The organism is Allobosea eneae (assembly GCF_042657265.1).
Classification (GTDB): domain Bacteria; phylum Pseudomonadota; class Alphaproteobacteria; order Rhizobiales; family Beijerinckiaceae; genus Allobosea; species Allobosea eneae.
This window is the reverse complement of record NZ_JBHSLW010000035.1, coordinates 75023-96175: the sequence shown is the minus strand read 5'-3', so window position 1 is coordinate 96175 and position 21153 is coordinate 75023. Positions and strand designations below refer to the sequence as shown.

The following is a 21153-nucleotide window of genomic DNA, read 5'->3' as shown; positions in this document are numbered from 1 at the left end:
GAGTGGCTGGGGTCCACATCGCTCGCTCCAAGATGGCCTGAACAACCCCTTGGAATCACGAGTGCCCCAGTCGCTCAACCCTTTCGGGACGGGCTCTAAGTTCCTCCACGAGCGCTCGGCACTTCGTTGCACCCCAGCGTTTTTATTTCAGTTCGCTCTGAAAAAATTGCTGCGCCGACCTGCCGAGACAAATCAAGGGAACGAAGAGACGCTGATTTAGCCATATACATTCCATATTCGTCGCGGGTCGGGCTCTGATCGTTCGCGCCGAATAGAATCTTACAAAACCTCTCAACTTGAGTACCAACGTCGTCATTCTGGGTCGTATCAATAAATACATCTGCCAGTGGGAACGCACTTCTTAGATTTTGTCCTAGATTTTCTTCTTCCTGAAACTCGTCAGTTCTAAGTAAGTCTTCAGCTTCAGAATGAGCCTTGTCATTTTCAATTCTGCCTCTGGACTTCTTTTTTATCTCAGAAACGGTGCGTTCTAATCTAACGTCCCTATCACTATAAAGTGATATTGTGTAGAAGGAACGATTGTAGACATTTCTAAAAGCTATTATTTCCTCTGGTCGCTTGATCTGCCTTATGAGGTAGGCTATTTTACTCGGATTATCCCGTGCAATTATCTCTTTCCGCTTCTCAGAAATTGCGGAAAGAGCTAGGTACGTCATTACATCTGGTTTTTTAGTCAAACGTCGTAGCTTATTTGCTGCTCCAATAAGAGTATCATACCTTTCTTTGTGCCCGCTAAACGTACTCGGTATATCATTAAAGTAGGTCGACAGGCCATTTGTTATATGTATTTCTACCGGTTCAAAGTCATATGCTTTTAACTCTCTCTTAAACTTGTCGATTGCCCCGGCCATATTCGATCCAACTGGCCCAGCAAATGCTAAAAATACTTCTTGCGGAAATTTGTGTGGGCCAAGGCTCATAAACGATTCACCTCAGAGGGAACAAATGGTACACTGATTCGTATCTTTACAATTCGGTTGTCAATATGGGAGCTTCGGCTATGCACGTTAAACAGGAACGTGAGAGCTGGGTCCTGTCGAGCATGCGTGACATGCTTCAAAGCAGTGATAATTCCTATTTTCTTTTGATGACAGCTGAAGCTGCCGATAAACTCAAAGCTAATATCCAGACTTTTATCGATCAGCGCACTAGCGGACCGGTGGAGGAAGCGAGTGCTCTTAACGATCGCGTTGATGAATGCGCGCATCGTTGATTAGTTCGCCCGAGCAGCTCGCCGCGCTCTATCCAAACCCGATCGCGCCGGCTTCGGTCATCAAGGAGATCGATCACATCGACGCCAACTATGGCGCGTTGATCGCGGCCTCGCCGTTTTTTGTGCTCGCCACCAACGGTCCGGACGGGCTGGATTGCTCGCCGCGCGGGGATTTGCCGGGCTTTGTCACGGTCAGCGACGCCAAAACGCTGCTGATTCCGGACCGAAGAGGCAATAACAGACTGGATTCATTGAAAAATCTTCTGTCCGACAATCGGGTCGGAATGCTCTTTCTGATCCCCGGTTACGGCGAAACGCTGCGTGTGAACGGCACCGCGGTGCTCTCGACCGACCCGGAGCTGTGCGCGCGCTTCGAGATGGCCGGAAAACTGCCGGCCTGCGTGATCGTCGTCACTGTCGAAGCGGCGTACTTCCAATGCTCGCGGGCGGTGGTGCGCGCCGATCTCTGGAACCCCGCTATGCAGGTCGACAAGCGCTCGCTGCCGAGCGCCGGCACGATCCTACGCGACATCTCGGCGCGGGCGGCGACCGAGACGTTCGACGGCGAGGCCTATGACAAGGCACTGCCGGAGCGGGTCAGGGCGACATTGTACTAAGGAGCGTCTGACACGCACACCCGTCATGCTCGCCCTTGTGGCGAGCATCCACGTCTTGAACACCGCCCTGCTCAAAGGAAGACGTGGATGGCCGGGACAAGCCCGACCATGACGAGGAAGGCGACGCTTCCGCCTTACTCCAAGGCCCCCACTGCCGCCTCGACCGCCTCGACGATTGCGCCCGAGCGCACCAAAGCCGTGGCCTGGTTCATCTCGGCGGCGTACCAGCGGTCGCCGTCGAGCGCCGGCGGGATCGTCTCGCGCAGCGCATCCAGAGCCGCCTGCGTGCCCTTGCCGAGCGGGTGGGCCTTGGCCGTCTCGGCGATCAGCGAGAGCGCCTGGCAGGCCATCAGTATCTCGGCGGCAATGATCATCTCGACATTCTCGACCACGGTGCGCGCCTTGCGGCCGCACCAGGTCGAGTTCGAGACATGGTCCTCGGCGTTGGACTTGCCGGGGATCGAATCGACCGAACCCGGCGAGGACAGCGTGCGGTTCTCCATCACCAGCGCCGACATCGAGCACTGCACGGTCGCAAAGCCGGTGTTGAGGCCGCGCTTGCCGGCGAGCAGGTTGCGCGGCAGGCCGTAGCTCAAGGTCGGATCGACCAGGCGGGCGAGCCGCCGCTCGCAGATCGAGCCGAGATCGGTCATGGCGATGGCGAGCAGGTCCATCGCCTGCGCGACGTACTGGCCGTGGAAATGGCCGCCGGAGATGACGCGGTAGCCGTCGTCCTCGGGGAAGATCAGCGGATTGTCGGTCGCCGAATTGGTCTCGGTCGCGATAATGCGGCTGACATAATCCAGCGCCTCGCGGGCCGGGCCGTGCACCTGCGGGGCGCAGCGCAGCGAATAGACGTCCTGCACGCGCGGCGCCGGCGGCTTCCCCGGCGTGCGGCCGATCTCGTCGGGATAGATCGTCTCGCGAGCGGAAGCCGAGCAGCGCTTCGACCCTTGCGTGATCTTGACGAGGTTGCGCGCCACCAGCGCCTGGCCGGGATGCGGGCGGGCGGCATGGACGCGCGGATCGAAGGCAGCGAGCTCGCCGCGCATCGCTTCGAGCGAGAGCGCAAGGCCGATATCGGCCGCCTTGATCAGGCGCTTGGCGTCCTCGGTCGCGAGCACGCCAAGCGCCAGCGACACCGTCGAGCCGTTGATCAGGGCCGAGGCGTCCTTGGCGCCGAGCTTGAAGTCCGGCTCGAGCCCGGCCTTGGCCAGCGCCTCGCGAGCCTTCATCCGCTTGCCCTTGTAAATCGCCTCGCCCTCCTCGAAGCCACAGACCGCGGCTGACATATGGGCGAGCGGGGCGAGATCGCCGGAGGCGCCGACCGAGCCCTTCTGCGGGATCACCGGGTGGACGCCGGCATTGAGGCAGGCGAGCAAGCGCTCGACCAAGGCGACCTGCGGGCCGGAATAGTTCGAGGCGAAGGCATTGGCGCGCAGCAGCATGGTGGCGCGCGTCACATCCTCCGGGAAGGGCTCGCCGATGCCGGTGGCGTGAGCATAGACGCTCTTGCGCTGATACTCGGTCATCTCCGACATCAGCACGCGCTGGTCCTTGAACAGGCCGACGCCGGTGTTGAAGGAGTACATGAACGGAGCTTCGTCGTTCATGAAATTGGCGTCGATATGAGCCCGTGTCGCCGCGATCGCGTCACGGGCGGACCTGGCCAGCGTCGCCTTCTCATAGCGGCCGGAGGGCCCGGGCCGGGCCACACGCAGCACCTGCTTGCCCTTCAGGGTCCGTCCGTCGATCGTTACCGCCATGGCCTGTCCTTCCCAGCTTTGCCGCCGATCTAACTGGCCGGCACGCCAAAGGGAAAGGCCCATTCCCGCCGCGAAACGAAAAGCACCTTGTGCGATGCGCCGCAGCTTGCGCTAGAATAGGCCACCGTGGCCTTGTCGCGGCGCGACATTGGCGCGCCTTTACCGCGTGCCTGGAATCCCTCAAAGGTGCCGCCAGGAGCGTCACTCATGGATTTCGAAGCCTTTTTCCGCAGCGAGCTCGACGGCCTCAAGGCCGAAGGTCGCTACCGCGTCTTTGCCGATCTCGAGCGCCGCGCCGGCCGCTTTCCGCGCGCCGCCTTCCACGGTCCGAACGGGCCGCGCGAGGTCACCGTGTGGTGCTCGAACGACTATCTCGGCATGGGCCAGCACCCGGCCGTGCTCGCCGCGATGCGCGAGGCACTCGATGCTTGCGGTGCCGGCGCCGGCGGCACCCGCAACATCGCCGGCACCAACCACTACCATGTCCTGCTGGAGCGCGAGCTCGCCGACCTGCACGGCAAGGACGCCGCGCTGCTGTTCAACTCCGGCTACATGTCGAACTGGGCCTCGCTCTCGACGCTGGCCGCGCGCATTCCCGGCTGCGTCGTACTGACCGACGCCGCCAACCATGCCTCGATGATCGAGGGCATCCGGCATTCGCGGGCCGAGAAGCTGATCTTCGCCCATAACGACCCGCAGGATCTGCGCCGCAAGCTCGCGAGCATCAATCCTGCCCGGCCGAAGCTGATCGCCTTCGAATCAGTTTATTCGATGGATGGCGACATCGCGCCGATCGCCGAATTCTGCGATCTCGCCGAGGAATTCGGGGCCTTGACCTATATAGACGAGGTCCATGCCGTCGGGCTCTACGGACCGCGCGGCGGCGGCGTCAGCGAGCATGAGGGCTTGAGCCACCGGCTCGATCTGATCGAGGGCACGCTGGCCAAATCCTTCGGCGTGATGGGCGGCTATGTCACCGGCTCGGCTGATCTCTGCGACTTCATCCGCAGCTTCGCCTCCGGCTTCATCTTCTCGAGCTCGCTGCCGCCGGCGCTCGCCGCCGGCGCGCTCGCCGCGATACGACATCTCAAGACGAGCTCGGCCGAGCGTGAGGGCCAGCAGGACCGGGTGCGCAAGCTCCGTGGCCAGCTCGATCAGGCCGGCATCCCGCATCTGACCAACCCCAGCCATATCGTGCCGGTGATGGTCGGCGATGCCGGGCTGTGCAAGCGGATCAGCGACGAGTTGCTGGAGCGCTTCGCGATCTATGTCCAGCCGATCAACTATCCGACCGTGGCACGCGGTACCGAGCGCCTGCGGATCACGCCGACGCCGCTGCATTGCGACGAGGATATCGCCACGCTTGTCGGGGCCCTCAGCGAGATCTGGAGCGCGACGGGGCTGAAGCGGGCGGCCTGAGCCGCCCGACCCTTTTCCTCAGAGCAGGCCGTTATTGCCCGCGAGCGTCTTCAGGCTGACGTCCGGGCGCGCGCCGACATGGCTGATGACCTCGGCGGCGGCGAGCGCGCCGAGCCGCAGGCAGTCGCGGGCGTCGCGGCCCGAGGTCAGGCCGTGCAGGAAGCCGGCGGCGAAGAGATCGCCGGCACCGGTCGCATCGACGACGCGCTCGACCGGGAAGACCGGCTCGGCCACGACGCCATCCGGCGTCAGCGCCAGCGCGCCGTTCTCAGAGCGGGTGATGACCGCGAGGATGTTCTCCGCCCGCAGCCCTGCCAGCGCCGTGTCAAAGTCCGCGCTCTGGTAGAGGCTCTTCAGCTCGTGCTCGTTGGCGAAGACGAGATCGACCATGCGATTGCGGATCAGGCCGAGGAACTCGTCGCGATAGCGGTCGACGCAGAAGGAATCCGACAGGGTGATGGCGACGCGGCCGCCGGCCTTATGGGCGAGTTCGGAGGCCTTGCGGAAGGCATCCTTGGCCGCCGGCGGATCCCAGAGATAGCCTTCGAGATAGACGATGTCGGCGTTCTCGACAGTAGCGGGATCGACATCGGCCGGCGTCAGACCCTGGCAGGCGCCGAGATAGGTGTTCATCGTGCGCTCGCCATCGGGCGTGACGATGATGAAGGAGCGTGCAGTCGCCGGGCCCTCCGTCGCCGCGGCCGTGTCGAAGGCGACGCCGAGCGAGGTCAGATCGTGGCGATAGAGCTGGCCGAGCTCGTCAGCCTTGACCTTGCCGATGAAGGCGCCCTTGCCGCCGAAGGAGGCTAGACCGGCGATGGTGTTGGCGGCCGAGCCGCCCGAGACCACCTTGCCCGGCCCCATCGCGCCATAAAGCAGCTCGGCCCGCGGCTCGTCGATCAGCGCCATCGAGCCTTTGACCAGCTCGTACTTCACCAGGAAATCTTCCTCCGCCGCGGCGAAGACGTCGACGATGGCATTGCCCAGGGCGAGCACGTCATAGCGCTTGGAGGTCATTGAACGATCCGTGATGGCGGGAGGATGGCGGCGTGTTGCATTGACGACAGGTCAGGTCAAGCGCTGCCGCGGCGGCGCGCGGCGCTGTCGAGGATCGAGGTCAGCGCCGCGAGATCGGACGGGCCGAGCCATTGCACCTCATGGGCGAGGCGGTTGGCGAACAAGGTCGCCTCCGGTTCGAGGCCGGCGGTGTCGATCACGATGCGCGGATGCGAGAGCTCGGCGAGGCGGATCAGTTCGTCGGCCTCGTCCCAGATCACGCCGAGATGATGGATAGCGCCCTGGATCAGGGTGAAGGTCGGCTGGCCGCGCTTGCCGTGCTCCAGAGCCGAGAGATAGGCCGGAGTGACACCGAGCGCCTGCGCCATCTGCGCCAGGGTGACGCCGCGGGCGGCGCGCAATTGCCGGACGCGGCGGCCGAAGGGCGTCATCAGCCGATCTCCCGGCTGCGGCGCAGGCGAATATAAAGGGCGCCGGCACCGCCATGGCGCTGCTCGGCCTCGTCGAAACCGAGAACCAGCGGGCGCAGATCCGGCAGGCGCAGCCAGTGCGGAACGTTGCGGCGCAGGATGCCCCTTTCCTCGCCATAAGGGACATCGCCGGCGATGCCCTTGCCGGTCACCACCAGCACGAGCCTCGCGCCGCGCTGCTGCTGCAGGCGCAGGAAGCCGCGCAAGGCACTGTGCGCTGCCTCCTGGCGCAGGCCATGCAGGTCGATCACCGCCTCGACGCCCTGCTGGCCGCGGCGCAACTGCGTGCGCATCCGCCGGTCCAGCGGAACCAAGGGCGGCGGTGCCGGCTTGGCGGGCCGGGCTGGTGTCAGAATGGCTGGAGGCGAAACGTTGTCCCCAATCGGAGCAGGCTTGGCCTGTGCTGATTCCGGTTCAGGCTCGACCGGCGTACGGCCGGCCAGCGGCTTCACCGTGCGTGCGACCTGGCGCCAGAGCGCGAGTTCCGCCTCGGAGAGGAGCTTGCCGCGCCGGCGCATGGCTCAGCGTGGCCAGAGCACAACGAAGTCGACAGGGTGCCGGATCAGGCCAGCACGATGGCCGGCTTCCGCGCCGGAGCCAACGAAGAGATCGATCCGGGCCGGGCCGACGATCGCGGTGCCGGTATCCTGGGCCAGCATCAGCCGGGCGAGCTTCTCGCTGCCGCCCTTGCCGTCGGGGATCTCGCTCTCGATCCAGGCCGGCATGCCATAGGGCCAGAGCGAGCGGTCGACCGCGATGCTGCGCAGCGGCGTCAGCGGCAGGCCGGCGCCGCCGATCGGACCGGACTCAGGCGGAAGATCGTCATTCCGGGCGAAGAAAACGAAGGAGCGATTGAGCCGGATCAGATCGCGGGCAAAACCGGCATCGGCCTTCAGCCGGGCGATCAGCTTGTCCATCGTCATCTGCTCGGGCGGGATGTTCTCGCGACGGCTGAGCTCACGCCCGAGCGAGGTGTAGGGGTGGCCGTTGCGGCCCGAATAGACCAGGCGCGTCACCTTGCCGTCCGGCAAGCGGATGCGGCCCGAACCCTGGACCTGCAGGACGAAGCGATCGACGGGATCGCGCATATAGAGAATTTCGAGGCCCTGGCCGGCGAGCGCGCCCTCCTCGATCGCCGCGCGTTCGGGGAAGGCCTCCAGCCCCTTCGCCGTCCGGCGCGCCGAGGTCAGGGCCGGGTCGAGGCCGGGCCAGTCATCGCCCGGCATCTTGGTCACGAGGTCGGCCGGGCGGCCATAGAGCGGCGTCGGGAAGGCATCGGAGCGGGTCAGCGAGCCCTCGAATTCGGGCTCGAAATAACCGGTCATGAAGCCACGTTCCGCACCGGCCGGACGGATGCGCCAGAAGGCGAAATTGTCCGCGAAGAAGCGGCGGGCCGCAGCGGCGGATGCATCGGCAGCGAGCAGAGCGGCTGCCTTCGCGCATAAGGCCGGCAAAGCCGGTGGCGGAAGGGCGCCTTGCCGCAGTGGCGGGTCAGTCTCGCAGCCCTGTGCGAACAGGCGCAAAACCGCGAGCTGGTCGTCGGCGCCCCAGCCGGCGAGCGCAGCGGGCGCCACGGATTCAGCCCGGGCGCCCATCGGCAGAGGTGGAGGGGAAGCGTCCGCACCGGTCATCGCGATCGCTGCGGCCAGCAGCCCCAGAGCCAGACCGGTCGCACGGATCACGCGGCCGATTCGGTGGCGACCAGCAGCCAGTTCGGGTCGCGGCTGCCGAGCTGTCGCGAGAAGGTCCAGACGTCGTTGACCTCCGAGACCGCATCGGCGCTGCCGTCGACAACGTTGCCCTGCGCGTCGCGGACGGCGCTGATCAGCTGCGAGACGAAGGCGATCGTGACTTGTGCGACCTTGCCCTTGACGTCGACGGCGACGATCTCAGCCTTGTCGATCGAGACGAAATTGGACTCCGCCTTCTCGCCGCGCTTCTCGCGCTCGGCGATCGCCTGCTCGAAACCGTCATAGACTTCCTTGGCGAGCAGGCCCTTCAGGGTCTTGCGGTCGCCGCGGGCGAAGGCGGTGACGATGGTCTCATAGGCCGATTTCGCGCCGACGAGGAAACCCTGGGGCTCGAAACGCGGCTCCTGACGGACGATGGCATCGAGACCGACGGCGATCGGCGAGCCGGGCGCCGCGATATCCTTCCAGCGCTCGGCATCGGCCGCTGGGGCAGCCGCGGCATCGTTGGCGGCACCGGGCAGGCGGACGACATTGTCGCGTCGCTCGCCATTCGACGGCTGATCGGGCCGCAGCGGCGGCGTCTCGCGCCGCGCAAACGGGTCCACAGGCGGCTTTTCGTGCCCGGTCTTCTGGCCCAGCACGGAGCGCAGTTTCCAGGCGACAAAAACGGCCAGGGCCAGGAAGACCAGGGTCGTCATATCGAAATTCTGCATCGCCGGCTGATCCGAACCTCGAAAACTCGTTCCCGCGCGGGCGCGCTTCTGTCGCCCGTCATCGAACGGATATGGTGTGGGAGGCTCGTAACATCCACCCCCGGGGCGCGACAAGGGCGCTAAAGCGCGCTTCGCTTGTGCCGGCCCCGCCGCCATGATAGCCGACGCGGGCCCGGCGTCGCTGCCTCGCCGGGCAATTCCGGCCACGGCACGGAATTTCCCGAGGATTTTTAGAAGACATGATGGGACCGATGGCCAACGAAAACGGCAACGGCGCCGGCGCCGCCGACCAGCAGGGGCCCAGCCTCAACACGCTGGTCCAATACATCAAGGATTTCTCCTTCGAGAACCCTAACGCCCCGCGCTCGCTGATCCAGCAGCAGCAACAGAGCGGGCCGCAGATCGGCCTCCAGGTCAACGTCCACGCCAATGCGCTCGGCGACAACGACGTCGAGACGATCCTGACGCTCGAGGGCAAGGCGACGCTGAACGACGAGACGCTGTTCGCCTTCGAGCTGAGCTATGCCGGCGTCTTCCGCATCCTCGGCGTGCCGCCGGAGCAGATGCACGCTGTCGTGATGATAGACTGCCCGCGCCTGCTTTTCCCCTTCGCTCGTGCGATCGTGGCTGAAGCCGTGCGCAATGGCGGCTTCCCGCCGCTCTATATCGACCCGATCGACTTCGCTTCCCTCTACCGCCAGCGCGTCGAAGAGATGCAGGCGCAGCAGGGCGTGCCTAACGCCTGATCGGCGGCCGATATCGCGAATGCGACAGATAAGGGCCCTTCGGGGCTCTTTTTTGTTGGTGAGGAGGTTGTAAATCGCCGGAGCGTTTCCATCTCCCGCGGGCCAGAGGCCGCCATACTGGCGCGCCGTACCCGCGAGGTTCACGACTCCATGGATGCCCTTATGACGCTCGCCGCCGACCCGGCAGTCTGGGCGGCGCTTGGCGCCCTGATCGCCATGGAGGTCGTCCTCGGTATCGACAACCTCATCTTCATCTCGATCCTGACCAACAAGCTGCCCGAGCACCAGCGCGCGCGCGGCCGGCGGATCGGCATTGGCCTGGCGCTGATCCTGCGCCTCGGCCTCCTCTCGACCGTCGCCTTCATCGTGCAGCTCACCGCGCCGGTGTTCTCGGTCTTCGGAAAAGCCTTCTCCTGGCGTGATCTCATCCTGATCGCCGGCGGCCTGTTCCTGGTCTGGAAGGCGACCAAGGAGATTCATCACAAGGTCGATCCCGATCACGGACCCGACATGTTCGACGGCGGCGCAGCCGCAGCAGTGACCTTCGGCGGCGTGATCTTCCAGATCCTGTTGCTCGACCTCGTCTTCTCGATCGACAGCATCATCACCGCCGTCGGCATGACAGAGCATATCCCGGTGATGGTCATCGCCGTCATCGTCGCCGTGCTGGTGATGCTGCTCGCGGCCGACCCGCTGGCGCGCTTCATCGACAAGAACCCCACGATCGTGATGCTGGCGCTCGGCTTCCTGCTGATGATCGGCGGCACGCTGATCGGCGAGGGCTTCGGCGCCCATATCCCGAAGGGCTACATCTACGCCGCCATGGCCTTCTCGGCCCTGATCGAGGGGCTGAACATGATGTCGCGCCGGGCGAGCCGGAAGCGGGGCGGGTAGTAATCCGCCGGTCATGCTCGGGCTTGTCCCGAGCATCTCAACCAGGAGATTCTCGGGTCGTCGCTGCGCGTCGCCCGAGAATGACGCTTGAAGCTACGCCTCCTCGGGTACCCCGAGATAGCCACGCCAGAGCGGCCCCTTGAGCTTCAGCACGAAGGCCTCATGGGCCGCCAGGTCCTCCGGTGTCAGCCGCACCGCGAGCGGGCGCTGGCGCACTGGACGCTCGATTGCGAGCGCGGCCCCGGCACCCGCCTTTCCTGCAGCTGCGCTGCCGAAGCCAAGGCTGGTCTGCTTGCCGCCGATCAGCTCGATATAGACCTCGGCCAGGATCTCCGAATCGAGCAACGCGCCGTGCTTGGTGCGGCGGCTGTTGTCGATCCCATAACGCGAGCAGAGCGCGTCCAGGCTGTTGCTGGCGCCGGGATGCTTGCGCCGGGCCAGGGCGAGCGTGTCGACCACGAGCGCCGGCACGATCGGCGGCAGGCCAAGCCGGCCGAACTCCATGTTGATGAAGCCGACGTCGAAGGCCGCGTTGTGGATGACGAGCTTGGCATCGGCGATGAAGGCGGCGAACTCGCTGGCGATCGCGGCGAAGACCGGCTTGTCGGAGAGGAAGGCTTCCGACAGCCCGTGCACCTTGAAGGCGCCTTCAGGCATGTCCCGCTCGGGATTGATGTAGACGTGATAATTGCGGCCCGTCGGGCAGTGGTTGAGCAGCTCAACGCAACCGATTTCGACGATGCGATCACCTTTCAGGGCGTCGACGCCGGTGGTCTCGGTATCGAGAACGATCTCGCGCATGTCAGCCCGCCCTTTGCGACCGGCCGAAGCGGCCGGCGACGGCGTTGAGGATAGAGCGGACCTGGCGCTCGGCGGCCATGAGCCCATGCGAGGTGTCCACAAGGAAGTGGGCCCGGCGCCGCTTCTCCGCATCAGGCATCTGACGGGCGAGGATCGCTGCGAATTTCTCTTCGGTCATGCCGGGGCGGCCGAGCACGCGCTTGCGCTGGACCTCAGCCGGAGCCGTGACGACGACGACCGCGTCGTAACGCCCCTCCGCACCGGTCTCCAACAGAAGCGGTATGTCGAGCACCGCAACGGTCGCGCCACTCCTGCGAGCCTCGACCAGGAAGGCCTGTTCCTTGGCACGGACCAGCGGATGGATGATTGCCTCGAGCTTCGTCAGCGCTTCGGGGCGGCCGAGCACGGCGGCGGAAAGCCTGGCCCGGTCGACAACGCCATTGGTCGTCGTTCCTGGGAAGGCCGCCTCGATCTGCGGTACTGCAGCGCCGGCATAGAGGTCATGCACCGCCTGGTCGGCGTCATGGACGGGTACGCCGGCCGCGCGGAACATCGCCGATGTCGTCGATTTGCCCATGCCGATCGAGCCGGTGAGGCCGAGCAGGTAGGTCATCGCAGCGTCTCCGCCATCGGGCTCATGCGCCGGGAATATCGGCTTCGAGCTTAGCGCGCAGCGCCGCCGTCACCTGCGGGCGGACGCCGAACCAACGCTCGAAACCGGGTACTGCCTGATGCAGCAGCATGCCGAGGCCATCGACCGGAATACCGCCGCGGCGCCTGGCCTCAGCGAGCAACGATGTCTCCAGCGGCACATAGACGATGTCGTCGACGATCGTGCCGGGGCGCAAGGCCGAGAGGTCGAGCTCCAGCTGCGGCTGGCCATGCATGCCGAGCGAGGTCGTGTTGACGATCAGACTGCTCTCGCCGACGAGCGCGGCGACCTCTTGCCAGGCACGCGCCTCGACCACCTTCGGAAACGCCTCTGCCAGCTCGAGCGCGCGCTCGGGACTACGGTTGACCAGAAGGATGCGACGCAGGCCGCGAGCGACGAGGCCGTGGATCACGGCGCGCGCCGCGCCGCCGGCGCCGAGAACCAGCGCCGCTACGCTCCGCTGCGCCCAGCCTGGTACGCAGGCGTCGAGATGAGCGAGGAAGCCATAGGCGTCGGTATTGTCGCCATGGAGCCGACCATTCTCCATCCAGAGCGTGTTGGCCGCGCCCATGGCGCGTGCCGTCGCGCTGGCCTCGTCGAGCAGAGGCAGCACGACTTCCTTGCTCGGCACGGTGACGTTGCCGCCGACGAACTCCCCAGCGCGCAGCCGGGCGATGAAGGACGGCATCTCGGCCGGCGGGACATCGACGCGCTCATAGCTGCCTGCGAGGCCGTGCTCGGCAAGCCAGTGGCCATGGATCAGCGGTGAACGGGAATGCGCGACGGGATGGCCGATGATGAAGCAGCGTCTGGTCATGATCTCAAAACGAAGGTCATCTCGCGAGGTCGAGGCTGCGCAATGCGGCGAGTAGAGTCAGCATCGGCAGGCCGAGGATGGTGGAATGGTCACCCTCGATCGCCTCGAACAGATGGATGCCGAGGCCTTCGAGCTGATACCCCCCGACACTGCTCGTCGCGGCAGGACCAGCCGCCGTGACATAGCCCTCGATGAACTCCGGCGTCAGCGGCCGCATGGCGAGCGTCGCGCTGCTGCTCCCACGACCGACGATCTGGCCACTGCGGGCCAAGGCAAAGGCCGAAGTGAGCTCATGGCTGCGGCCCGCGAGCATGGCGACCTGCCGGATGGCAGCAGCGGCGTCCTCGGGCTTGTGGAACGGCCGGCCTTCGCAGATCAGCATCTGGTCGGCGGCCAGGACGATCCGACCGGAATAGCGAGGCGAGACCGACAAGGCCTTGGCTTCCGCCAGTGCCGCGGCAACGCCGGCAGGCGGGCAGCCCATGGCGATGAATTCCGCTTCGACCGCGCGCTCGTCGACATCAGGCCTGATCACCTCGACCGGGAGCCCTGCCGCCTCCAGCAGCTGCAAGCGCGTCGCGCTCCCGGAGGCGAGGATGAGCGGCGCATCGCCGCGCCAGAATGTCGCCCGCCCGCTCACGTCGCGATAAACTTCATGCGATGATCGCGCAGCAGGTCGAGGATCGCGGCCGCCGTCTCCTCGATCGAACGACGAGTGACGTCGATGACCGGCCAGCCCCTGCGGGAGCAGAGACGACGCGACTGGGTGATCTCCTCGGCGACAGCATCGGGATCGACATAGGGCGTCTCGTCATCTGCCTTCAGCGAAAGAAGCCGGTTCTGCCGGATCTGGATGATGCGCTCAGCACTGGCGACGAGGCCGACGACCAAGGGTTTCTTCAGGCCATCGAGCTCAACCGGCAACGGCACGTTCGGCACCAATGGGATGTTGGCGGTCTTGATGCCGCGGTTGGCGAGATAGATGCTGGTTGGCGTCTTCGATGTCCGACTGATGCCGACGAGAATGACGTCGGCGCTTTCGAGATCACCGCCGAGCTGCCCGTCATCATGCATCAGCGTGTAATTCATCGCGTCGATACGGCGAAAATACTCGGCGTTGAGCATGTGCTGCGCGCCGGGGCGTGGGGCCGAGGCCTGCCCCAGATAGGACTGGAACAGCGACAGCACGGGCTGCAGCACCGACAGGCAGGGACAGCCGATGTCACGGCAGAAGGCTTCCAGCCGCTCCGCCCATTCCGGCTCGACCAGGGTATAGAGCACCACGCCGGGCGAGGATTCGATTTCGGCCAGGACCCTCGAGAGCTGGTTCTCGGAACGGACCAGCGGATAGACGTGCTCGATCGCCGAGACCGCTTCGTATTGCGCAGCAGCAGCGCGGCTGACCGCGATCAGGGTCTCGCCGGTCGCGTCGGAGACCAGGTGCAGGTGAAAGTAATTGCGCGCCACGGCTACCGTCGCCCCCGGCCTTTGCTCTGATTCAGCTCTAGAGTGGTTCCGCCGACCTGGGAATCCCTTTTCGATTCGATGGAGAGGGAGGGGAAGGTGCGGCGATCCACAGGGTTGGGGAGCTCTGGGGATAAACCGGCTCTTCCGAAGATCTGTCCCGGCGGGCTGGGACAACCCAGCTCAGGACTGAACAGGCATCGAGCTGTGGGGGGAATTGAGATGTTTCACGTGAATCATTTTTGGATGCGGCGGCAAACCGCGCCAACGAACGAAATCCAATTCGTTAAGAAACTCTTAAGACTCGATCAGCCTGGTCAGAGGCTGCCGGCCGGCCGGCGTGCGACCTGTGGACCGGTTGTGGACAATCTTGGGGCGGGCTATGTGCCCCCATCCAAGAGTCAAAACAGAAGACTCTCTTAGAAAAGATTCTTTTTAGAACGAAGGGCGGATAGCCCGGTGCGCTTCATGACCGACAGCCTTTTCCTCCGTGCTCTCTCCGGCGAGACACTCCCCAAGCCTCCGCTCTGGCTGATGCGTCAGGCTGGCCGATATCTGCCGGAGTATCGCGCGCTTCGCGCCGAGGCCGGTGGCTTCCTCGATCTCTGCTATAATCCGAAATGGGCAGCCGAGGTTACCTTGCAGCCGATCAGGCGTTTCGGGTTTGATGCCGCGATCCTGTTCTCCGACATCCTGGTGATCCCGCATGCACTCGGCCAGAAGCTCTGGTTCGCACAGGGCGAAGGGCCGAGGCTGGAGCCGATTGCTGATGAAGCTCGGTTCGGCGAGATCCGCACGGAAATCGATCAGGATGTGCTGGCGCCGGTGTACGAGACTGTGCGGCGAGTGAAGGCAGCCCTCCCTGTCGGGACTCCGCTGATCGGCTTCTGCGGTGCGCCTTGGACCGTTGCGACCTACATGGTGGCTGGGCGCGGTACCCCGGACAAGGGGCCGGCCAAGGAGCTGTTTCGGCGCGACCCCTCCCTCTTCGCCAGGCTCATCGATCGACTGGTGGTCAATTCCGCCGCCTATCTCAATGCGCAGATCGATGCCGGGGTCGATGCCGTCCAGATCTTCGACAGCTGGGCGGGTTCGCTCGGGCCGGAGGATTTCAGGCGCTGGTGCATCGAGCCGACCAAACGGATCGTCGATCTGGTCCGGGCGCGCCATCCGCAGGTGAAGATCATCGGGTTTCCACGCGGAGCGGGGGCCGGCATCCCGGATTATGTTCGCGCGACCGGTGTCGACGCCGTCGGGCTCGAGACCGAGATCGACCGGAGTTTCGTGCGCGAGGCGATCCAGCCATTGGTCCCGGTTCAGGGCCATCTCGATCCGGAGCTGCTGCGGGCGGGTGGGACCGAGCTCGAGCGCGAGATCGCGGCCATCCGTGCGGCATTCGGCGATAGGGCGTTCGTCTTCAATCTCGGGCATGGCATCCTGCCGGACACGCCGATCGCTCATGTCGAGCGGCTGGTCGAGTTGGTGCGCGCCTAAAGGACTTCGCCATGGCTTACGAATGGATCAAGGCTTTCCACGTCATGGCGGTGATCGCCTGGATGGCCGGGATGCTCTATCTGCCGCGGCTGATGGTCTATCATGCCGAGGCGCAGGCGGGCTCCATCCAGTCCGAGACCTTCAAGATCATGGAGCGCCGGCTGCTCAAGGGGATCATCAACCCCGCGATGATCGCAACCTGGGTGCTCGGGCTCTACCTCGCCTGGAGCGGCTTCGGCTTCAAGGGCGGCTGGCTGCACGGCAAGATCGCGCTGGTCCTTGTCCTCTCTGGCATCCATGGCTATCTGACCGGCAGGGTCAGGGCGTTTGCCGAGGACCGCAACGACAAGCCGGCGCGCTTCTATCGCATCCTCAACGAGGTGCCGGCGCTGCTAATGGCGGCCATCGTCATCCTGGTGATCGTCAAGCCGTTCTGAGATCGCCGCGGTTTCCCGCTTGAGCGATTCGGGGAAAGCGGTTATCAAGCCTCTGCGCTTTTCGTACGCGTCCTTCCTTATCGTCGACGGCTCGTGCCGCGGCTGCTTTCTCGGCCGACACGACGTCCTGACAAGTGGGCCTTCAGGCCTTTCGTCCCGTCGATCCCTCCACTGCCGTCCGGCCTGCCTGATCGCGGGCCCGTTACTCCGGGTACCCCATGCGGGAAATCAAGCTCCACGAACTCAAGGCTAAGTCGCCGACCGAGCTGCTCACCTTCGCCGAAGGCATGGAGGTCGAGAATGCGAGCACCATGCGCAAGCAGGAGCTCATGTTCGCCATCCTGAAGCAGCTCGCTTCCCAGGAAACCGAAATCCTCGGCGAGGGCGTCGTCGAGGTGCTGCAGGACGGCTTCGGCTTCCTGCGCTCCTCCGATTCCAATTATCTGCCGGGCCCCGACGACATCTATGTCTCGCCCTCGCAGATCCGGAAATTCGGCCTGCGCACCGGCGACACGGTCGAGGGTCCGATTCGCGGCCCCAAGGATGGCGAGCGCTATTTCGCCCTGCTCAAGGTCAACACGATCAACTTCGAGGATCCGGAGAAGATCAAGCACAAGATCCACTTCGACAACCTGACGCCGCTCTATCCCGACGAGCGGCTCAGGCTCGAGGTGCAGGATCCGACTAAGAAGGACTTCTCGCCGCGCGTCATCGACATCGTCGCACCGATCGGCAAGGGCCAGCGCGCTTTGATTGTGGCGCCGCCGCGCACCGGCAAGACCGTGCTGCTGCAGAACATCGCGCAGTCGATCACGACCAATCATCCCGAGTGCTATCTGATCGTGCTGCTGATCGACGAGCGCCCTGAGGAAGTCACCGACATGCAGCGCTCGGTCAAGGGCGAGGTCGTATCCTCGACCTTCGACGAGCCGGCAACCCGCCACGTCCAGGTCGCGGAGATGGTGATCGAGAAGGCCAAGCGCCTGGTCGAGCATGGCCGCGACGTGGTCATCCTGCTCGATTCGATCACCCGGCTCGGCCGCGCCTACAACACGGTGGTGCCGTCCTCCGGCAAGGTGCTGACCGGCGGTGTCGACGCCAACGCCCTGCAGCGCCCGAAGCGCTTTTTCGGCGCCGCCCGCAATATCGAGGAAGGCGGCTCGCTGACCATCGTCGCCACGGCGCTGATCGATACCGGCAGCCGCATGGACGAAGTCATCTTCGAAGAGTTCAAGGGCACCGGTAACTCGGAAATCATCCTTGACCGCAAGGTGGCCGACAAGCGCATCTTCCCGGCGATCGATATCATCAAGTCCGGCACCCGCAAGGAAGAGCTGATCACGCCACGCTCCGATCTGCAGAAGACCTATGTGCTGCGCCGCATCCTCAATCCGATGGGCCCGCAGGATGCAATCGAGTTCCTCTTGGACAAGCTGCGCCAGACAAAGCAGAACTCCGAGTTCTTCGACTCGATGAACACCTGAGCGGCGACCACCGCCGCAGCGAAATGAAAGGGCCTCGGCGTTGCGTCCGAGGCCTTTTTCATGGGTGCTGCCTTGCGTGGCATTCAGCGGGCGCCAGCGACCGCGTCCGCTAATCGATTCGGCTCCATGACGGGCGGCAGGCAGCGGCCGTGCAGGCAAACGAAAGCGGCGCCGTTGCCGGCTTGCTTGGCATAGGCATGAGCCGGGTGCTCCGGCGGCAATCCGTCCGGGTCGGGACAATCGACCAGCATCGTCGTCAAATGCGGTAGTGCCAGAGCGGTCTGCCTGAAGGATTCCCTAGTAGGACCGGCGAGCACGATCTCGACGCCGTTGCGGGCGAGATCATAGGCGTTGAGGACCGAGCCATGCGCCATCGGCGCATGTGCGGCTGCTGCGAGTAGGACCGCCAGGAATTGGTCGGCCACCGCGCGGTCGCCGGGCTGGCCGGTTTGCGCTGCGATCCGCAGCAGGTTGCCGGCATGCAGCCCGTTGGCGTTGGGCACGGCATCGTCGTGAGTCGGCCTGGGTACGACCGGCAGCGCCGCCGAGTCGGCCCGAGTCATCCGCAGGAGCCCCGTGTTGGCCTCACGGTAGTGCTGATCGAGATGCCTGGTCCAGCGCCGGGCAAGCGCGAAGTAGTGCTGCTCGCCGGTGGCATCGTGCAAGGCGATCGCGGCTTCCGCCATGGCCGCGTGATCGAGCGCGAAGCCCGGCGCGATCAGGCGACCAGCGCGGTAGGAATGGGCGAGGCCGCTGTCATCAGTCATTGATTCGGTAATGAAACGAAAGGCGTTGGCGGCGAGCTTAATCCAATCGTCGCGGCCGAGAAGGCCTGCGGCTCGGGCGAGGCCGGTGATCATCAGCCCGTTCCAGTCGGCGAGGATCTTGTCGTCACGGCCGGGCGGAACGCGCCGGCTGCGCACGGCCAGCAATTGCGTGCGGAGCGCCGTCAGCCTCTCGGCGATCTCCGGAGTGGGATCGGGCGTATCCAGCCGGTTGAGGATGACATGGCCTTCCCAATTGCCGCTGGCGGTCACGTCGTAGTGGCGGGCGAAGAGCGCGGCGCCTTCCGGCCCGAGAGCCGCCGCCAGCTCGGCCAGCGTCCAGACATAGAACTTGCCCTCCTCGCCTTCCGAGTCGGCATCGAGGCTGGCGGCGAAGGCGCCGTCCGGCAGGAGCATGTCGCGCTTCAGCCAGGCGACGATCCCGTCTGCAGCTTCCAGCAGAAGCGGGTCGCCGGTCCGCGCCGCCTCGAGCGCATAGAGCGGCAGCAATTGAGCGTTGTCGTAGAGCATCTTCTCGAAATGCGGCACGAGCCAGCGCTCGTCGACGGCATAGCGAGCGAAGCCGCCGCCGAGATGATCATGGATGCCGCCGCGCGCCATCTGTAGCAGTGTGCGATTGGCAGCTTCGCGCGAGGCATCATCGCCGGCGCGGCTGCCATGGCGCCAGAGCAGTTCGATCAGTCCTGGGTTCGGGAATTTCGGCGCGCCGCCGAGCCCGCCATGGTCGCGATCGAAGCGACGAGCGATCTGGCTGGCGAGGTGGCTGAGATCGGGTTCGTCAGCCTCGGCAATTCGCTGGAGGCTCTGTTGCAGGGCGTCGCCGATCGCCTGAGCATTGCGACCGACGCGCTCGCGGTCACTGCGATAGATGCCAGCAATTTGCCGGAGCACGTCGATGAAGCCCGGCCGGCCATAGCGCGAGGTCGGCGGGAAATAGGTGCCGCCCCAGAACGGTGCGCCCTGGCTGTCAAGGAACATGGTCAGCGGCCAGCCGCCCTGCTCTCCCAGCGTATGAAGAGCGCTCATATAGACATGGTCGATGTCGGGCCGCTCCTCGCGATCGACCTTGATGTTCACGAAGAGCTCGTTCATCACCGCGGCAATAGCGGGGTTCTCGAAGCTTTCATGCGCCATGACATGGCACCAATGACAGGCGGCATAGCCGACGGAGAGCAGGACCGGGCGATTGCTGGCGCGTGCTTCCGCGAAGGCCTGATCGCTCCATTCCCACCAGTCGACGGGGTTGTCCTGGTGCTGCAGCAAATAAGGACTGGCGGCGTGTTTCAGGCGGTTCATTGGCGGAACTCCAGCCCTGGCGACGACATATGACGAAAGCCTATCCGACGATTGTGGCGCTGTCCTCCGGCGCCGGGCGGGCTGGTGTCGCGGTCGTCCGGGTCTCCGGCGAGCGTGTCCGATTCGCTGTCGAAACGATTGCGGGATCGGTGCCCGAGGCGCGCAAGGCTGCCTATCGCGCTCTGCGTGATCCTGAAGGGGCGGTCATCGATCATGGGCTGGTCCTGTTCTTTCCAGCGCCTGCGAGCTTTACGGGCGAGGATGTCGCCGAATTCCATATCCACGGCTCCCGCGCGGTGCTGTCGCGGCTGCTCTCAGTGCTCACGGCCCTGCCCGGTTTGCGTCTGGCCGAGCCCGGCGAGTTCACCCGGCGGGCGTTCGAAGCCGGAAAGCTCGACCTCGCCGTCGTCGAAGGCCTCGCCGATCTGATCGATTCGGAGACGGAATGGCAGCGCAAGCAGGCTCTGCGGCAGATGGAAGGCGCGCTCGGGCAGGCCGCCGCGGCCTGGCGCAGCGGGCTGATCGAGGCGATGATGCTGCTCGAGGCCGAGATCGATTTCTCCGACGAAGGCGATGTCAGCGGCCCACTGATCGTCGAAGCGGTGGCCCGGGCGCAGGGCGTCCTCGGCAGTCTGCAGGTAGCGCTCGGTAGTTTCTCGGCGGGCGAGCGGGTTCGCGAGGGCTTCGTCGTGGTGCTGGCCGGACCGCCCAATGCGGGTAAATCCAGCCTGCTCAATGCGCTGGCTCGGCGCGATGTCGCGATCGTCTCGCCGATCGCCGGTACGACCCGGGATGCCATCGAGGTCAGGCTGGATCTGGGCGGTATTCCCGTCGTTCTTGTCGATACCGCCGGCCTGCGCGAGAGTTCCGACGAGATCGAGGCGGAAGGCGTGCGGCGCGCCCGCCAGCGGGCTGACAATGCCGACCTCGTGCTGCGATTGCGGCCGCCTGATTCGGAACCGGAACGAAAAGGCAGTGGCACTACCGAGATCGTTGTCGCAACGAAGCTCGATCTTGGCGGTAGTGCTCGGCCCGGCGAGGTCGGTGTATCCGCCATCACCGGGGCCGGACTACCGGAGTTGATGGCGCTCATTACCTCTCGCCTGGGCAAGCTCGGTCAGGGGGAACCCGCTCTCGTCACCCGCGAGCGCCAGCGTGTCGCGGTGGCGGATGCCGCCGCCGCGATCGAGCGGGCGGTGCTGCTTCCACATGAACAGCCCGAGCTAATCGCGGAGGAGCTGCGCCTAGCTGTCCGGGCACTGGAGCGGCTGATCGGCAAAGTCGACGTTGAGGATGTGCTCGACAGCCTGTTCTCGGGCTTCTGCATCGGCAAATAGCCGGTTTTCATTGACCTCG

At 64.9% G+C, this 21153-nt stretch carries 22 protein-coding genes; 9 read left to right on the top strand and 13 right to left on the bottom strand.

Annotated features, from left to right (window positions below):
• Positions 1–95: 95 nt before the first annotated feature.
• Positions 96–941 (bottom strand): hypothetical protein, encoded by an 846-nt coding sequence (locus ACFPOB_RS21650; protein ID WP_377800458.1) that lies wholly within the window; start codon positions 939–941, stop codon positions 96–98.
• 80 nt (positions 942–1021) lie between these two features.
• Between ACFPOB_RS21650 and ACFPOB_RS21645 the strand changes: the two genes are divergently transcribed.
• Both ACFPOB_RS21645 and ACFPOB_RS21640 read left to right on the top strand, forming a co-directional pair.
• Entirely contained in the window at positions 1022–1234 is a 213-nt protein-coding gene (locus ACFPOB_RS21645) for a hypothetical protein (protein WP_377800457.1), read from the top strand.
• The gene (locus ACFPOB_RS21640) at positions 1219–1851 is read left to right on the top strand and encodes a pyridoxamine 5'-phosphate oxidase family protein (protein ID WP_377800456.1); all 633 of its coding nucleotides are present in this window, start codon (positions 1219–1221) and stop codon (positions 1849–1851) included. The genes ACFPOB_RS21645 and ACFPOB_RS21640 overlap by 16 nt, the downstream gene beginning before the upstream one ends.
• A 134-nt stretch (positions 1852–1985) precedes the next feature.
• Here the strand turns inward: ACFPOB_RS21640 and ACFPOB_RS21635 are convergent, their stop codons facing one another.
• Positions 1986–3617: an HAL/PAL/TAL family ammonia-lyase gene (locus tag ACFPOB_RS21635; protein ID WP_377800455.1), complete on the bottom strand. Its 1632-nt coding sequence runs from the start codon at positions 3615–3617 to the stop codon at positions 1986–1988.
• Between the two features lie 207 nt (positions 3618–3824).
• Between ACFPOB_RS21635 and hemA the strand changes: the two genes are divergently transcribed.
• A complete protein-coding gene (hemA, locus tag ACFPOB_RS21630) occupies positions 3825–5036 on the top strand; it encodes a 5-aminolevulinate synthase (protein WP_377800454.1) in 1212 nt (403 codons plus the stop codon).
• 18 nt (positions 5037–5054) lie between these two features.
• On the opposite strand, the gene ACFPOB_RS21625 is transcribed toward hemA, so the two are convergent.
• The 5 genes from ACFPOB_RS21625 to ACFPOB_RS21605 are packed head-to-tail and all read right to left on the bottom strand — an operon-like array spanning position 5055 to position 8927.
• Positions 5055–6053 (bottom strand): adenosine kinase, encoded by a 999-nt coding sequence (locus tag ACFPOB_RS21625; protein WP_377800453.1) that lies wholly within the window; start codon positions 6051–6053, stop codon positions 5055–5057.
• A gap of 56 nt (positions 6054–6109) precedes the next feature.
• The gene (locus ACFPOB_RS21620; RefSeq protein WP_377800452.1) at positions 6110–6484 is read right to left on the bottom strand and encodes a helix-turn-helix domain-containing protein; all 375 of its coding nucleotides are present in this window, start codon (positions 6482–6484) and stop codon (positions 6110–6112) included.
• Positions 6484–7041 carry a Smr/MutS family protein gene (locus ACFPOB_RS21615; protein ID WP_377800451.1) on the bottom strand — a complete coding sequence of 186 codons (558 nt, stop codon included), beginning with the start codon at positions 7039–7041 and terminating at the stop codon, positions 6484–6486. Before ACFPOB_RS21615 ends, ACFPOB_RS21620 begins: the two co-directional genes overlap by 1 nt.
• Before the next feature lie 3 nt (positions 7042–7044).
• Positions 7045–8205, bottom strand: coding sequence for a murein transglycosylase A (mltA, locus tag ACFPOB_RS21610; RefSeq protein WP_377800450.1), 1161 nt, complete (start codon positions 8203–8205; stop codon positions 7045–7047).
• Complete coding sequence (locus tag ACFPOB_RS21605; protein WP_377800449.1) at positions 8202–8927, bottom strand: Tim44/TimA family putative adaptor protein; 726 nt, start codon at positions 8925–8927, stop codon at positions 8202–8204. Before ACFPOB_RS21605 ends, mltA begins: the two co-directional genes overlap by 4 nt.
• A gap of 242 nt (positions 8928–9169) precedes the next feature.
• On the opposite strand from ACFPOB_RS21605, the gene secB reads away from it, so the two are divergent.
• Positions 9170–9673: a protein-export chaperone SecB gene (gene secB / locus ACFPOB_RS21600; protein WP_092163272.1), complete on the top strand. Its 504-nt coding sequence runs from the start codon at positions 9170–9172 to the stop codon at positions 9671–9673.
• Between the two features lie 150 nt (positions 9674–9823).
• A complete protein-coding gene (locus ACFPOB_RS21595) occupies positions 9824–10567 on the top strand; it encodes a TerC family protein (RefSeq protein WP_092163270.1) in 744 nt (247 codons plus the stop codon).
• A gap of 93 nt (positions 10568–10660) precedes the next feature.
• On the opposite strand, the gene dnaQ is transcribed toward ACFPOB_RS21595, so the two are convergent.
• From dnaQ to ACFPOB_RS21570, 5 genes are read right to left on the bottom strand one after another with little or no spacing between them, the layout of a single operon-like run.
• On the bottom strand, positions 10661–11368 hold the full coding sequence (dnaQ, locus tag ACFPOB_RS21590) for a DNA polymerase III subunit epsilon (RefSeq protein WP_377800448.1): 708 nt from the start codon (positions 11366–11368) through the stop codon (positions 10661–10663).
• 1 nt (position 11369) lies between these two features.
• The gene (coaE, locus tag ACFPOB_RS21585; protein ID WP_377800447.1) at positions 11370–11981 is read right to left on the bottom strand and encodes a dephospho-CoA kinase; all 612 of its coding nucleotides are present in this window, start codon (positions 11979–11981) and stop codon (positions 11370–11372) included.
• A gap of 22 nt (positions 11982–12003) precedes the next feature.
• On the bottom strand, positions 12004–12837 hold the full coding sequence (locus ACFPOB_RS21580) for a shikimate dehydrogenase (RefSeq protein WP_377800446.1): 834 nt from the start codon (positions 12835–12837) through the stop codon (positions 12004–12006).
• A gap of 16 nt (positions 12838–12853) precedes the next feature.
• Positions 12854–13477, bottom strand: coding sequence for a Maf family protein (locus tag ACFPOB_RS21575; RefSeq protein ID WP_377800445.1), 624 nt, complete (start codon positions 13475–13477; stop codon positions 12854–12856).
• The gene (locus tag ACFPOB_RS21570) at positions 13474–14304 is read right to left on the bottom strand and encodes a pyruvate, water dikinase regulatory protein (protein ID WP_377800444.1); all 831 of its coding nucleotides are present in this window, start codon (positions 14302–14304) and stop codon (positions 13474–13476) included. Before ACFPOB_RS21570 ends, ACFPOB_RS21575 begins: the two co-directional genes overlap by 4 nt.
• A 465-nt stretch (positions 14305–14769) precedes the next feature.
• On the opposite strand from ACFPOB_RS21570, the gene hemE reads away from it, so the two are divergent.
• The 3 genes from hemE to rho all read left to right on the top strand — a co-directional run bounded on the left by hemE (position 14770) and on the right by rho (position 17716).
• Positions 14770–15795, top strand: coding sequence for a uroporphyrinogen decarboxylase (gene hemE, locus ACFPOB_RS21565; protein ID WP_377800443.1), 1026 nt, complete (start codon positions 14770–14772; stop codon positions 15793–15795).
• 11 nt (positions 15796–15806) lie between these two features.
• Positions 15807–16232, top strand: coding sequence for a protoporphyrinogen oxidase HemJ (gene hemJ / locus ACFPOB_RS21560; protein WP_377800442.1), 426 nt, complete (start codon positions 15807–15809; stop codon positions 16230–16232).
• A 218-nt stretch (positions 16233–16450) separates the two neighbouring features.
• Positions 16451–17716, top strand: coding sequence for a transcription termination factor Rho (gene rho, locus ACFPOB_RS21555; RefSeq protein WP_091835939.1), 1266 nt, complete (start codon positions 16451–16453; stop codon positions 17714–17716).
• Positions 17717–17799: 83 nt separating this feature from the next.
• Here the strand turns inward: rho and ACFPOB_RS21550 are convergent, their stop codons facing one another.
• Entirely contained in the window at positions 17800–19797 is a 1998-nt protein-coding gene (locus ACFPOB_RS21550; RefSeq protein WP_377800441.1) for a thioredoxin domain-containing protein, read from the bottom strand.
• Between the two features lie 29 nt (positions 19798–19826).
• Between ACFPOB_RS21550 and mnmE the strand changes: the two genes are divergently transcribed.
• Positions 19827–21134, top strand: coding sequence for a tRNA uridine-5-carboxymethylaminomethyl(34) synthesis GTPase MnmE (mnmE, locus tag ACFPOB_RS21545; protein WP_377800440.1), 1308 nt, complete (start codon positions 19827–19829; stop codon positions 21132–21134).
• The last annotated feature ends 19 nt before the right edge of the window (positions 21135–21153 follow it).

Coding starts and splice junctions, on each gene's coding strand:
- ACFPOB_RS21650 (WP_377800458.1), bottom strand. CDS start 941: ATGAGCCTTGGCCCACACAAATTTCCGCAAGAAGTATTTTTAGCATTT.
- ACFPOB_RS21645 (WP_377800457.1), top strand. CDS start 1,022: ATGCACGTTAAACAGGAACGTGAGAGCTGGGTCCTGTCGAGCATGCGT.
- ACFPOB_RS21640 (WP_377800456.1), top strand. CDS start 1,219: ATGCGCGCATCGTTGATTAGTTCGCCCGAGCAGCTCGCCGCGCTCTAT.
- ACFPOB_RS21635 (WP_377800455.1), bottom strand. CDS start 3,617: ATGGCGGTAACGATCGACGGACGGACCCTGAAGGGCAAGCAGGTGCTG.
- hemA (WP_377800454.1), top strand. CDS start 3,825: ATGGATTTCGAAGCCTTTTTCCGCAGCGAGCTCGACGGCCTCAAGGCC.
- ACFPOB_RS21625 (WP_377800453.1), bottom strand. CDS start 6,053: ATGACCTCCAAGCGCTATGACGTGCTCGCCCTGGGCAATGCCATCGTC.
- ACFPOB_RS21620 (WP_377800452.1), bottom strand. CDS start 6,484: ATGACGCCCTTCGGCCGCCGCGTCCGGCAATTGCGCGCCGCCCGCGGC.
- ACFPOB_RS21615 (WP_377800451.1), bottom strand. CDS start 7,041: ATGCGCCGGCGCGGCAAGCTCCTCTCCGAGGCGGAACTCGCGCTCTGG.
- ACFPOB_RS21605 (WP_377800449.1), bottom strand. CDS start 8,927: ATGCAGAATTTCGATATGACGACCCTGGTCTTCCTGGCCCTGGCCGTT.
- secB (WP_092163272.1), top strand. CDS start 9,170: ATGGGACCGATGGCCAACGAAAACGGCAACGGCGCCGGCGCCGCCGAC.
- ACFPOB_RS21595 (WP_092163270.1), top strand. CDS start 9,824: ATGGATGCCCTTATGACGCTCGCCGCCGACCCGGCAGTCTGGGCGGCG.
- dnaQ (WP_377800448.1), bottom strand. CDS start 11,368: ATGCGCGAGATCGTTCTCGATACCGAGACCACCGGCGTCGACGCCCTG.
- coaE (WP_377800447.1), bottom strand. CDS start 11,981: ATGACCTACCTGCTCGGCCTCACCGGCTCGATCGGCATGGGCAAATCG.
- ACFPOB_RS21580 (WP_377800446.1), bottom strand. CDS start 12,837: ATGACCAGACGCTGCTTCATCATCGGCCATCCCGTCGCGCATTCCCGT.
- hemE (WP_377800443.1), top strand. CDS start 14,770: ATGACCGACAGCCTTTTCCTCCGTGCTCTCTCCGGCGAGACACTCCCC.
- hemJ (WP_377800442.1), top strand. CDS start 15,807: ATGGCTTACGAATGGATCAAGGCTTTCCACGTCATGGCGGTGATCGCC.
- rho (WP_091835939.1), top strand. CDS start 16,451: ATGCGGGAAATCAAGCTCCACGAACTCAAGGCTAAGTCGCCGACCGAG.
- ACFPOB_RS21550 (WP_377800441.1), bottom strand. CDS start 19,797: ATGAACCGCCTGAAACACGCCGCCAGTCCTTATTTGCTGCAGCACCAG.
- mnmE (WP_377800440.1), top strand. CDS start 19,827: ATGACGAAAGCCTATCCGACGATTGTGGCGCTGTCCTCCGGCGCCGGG.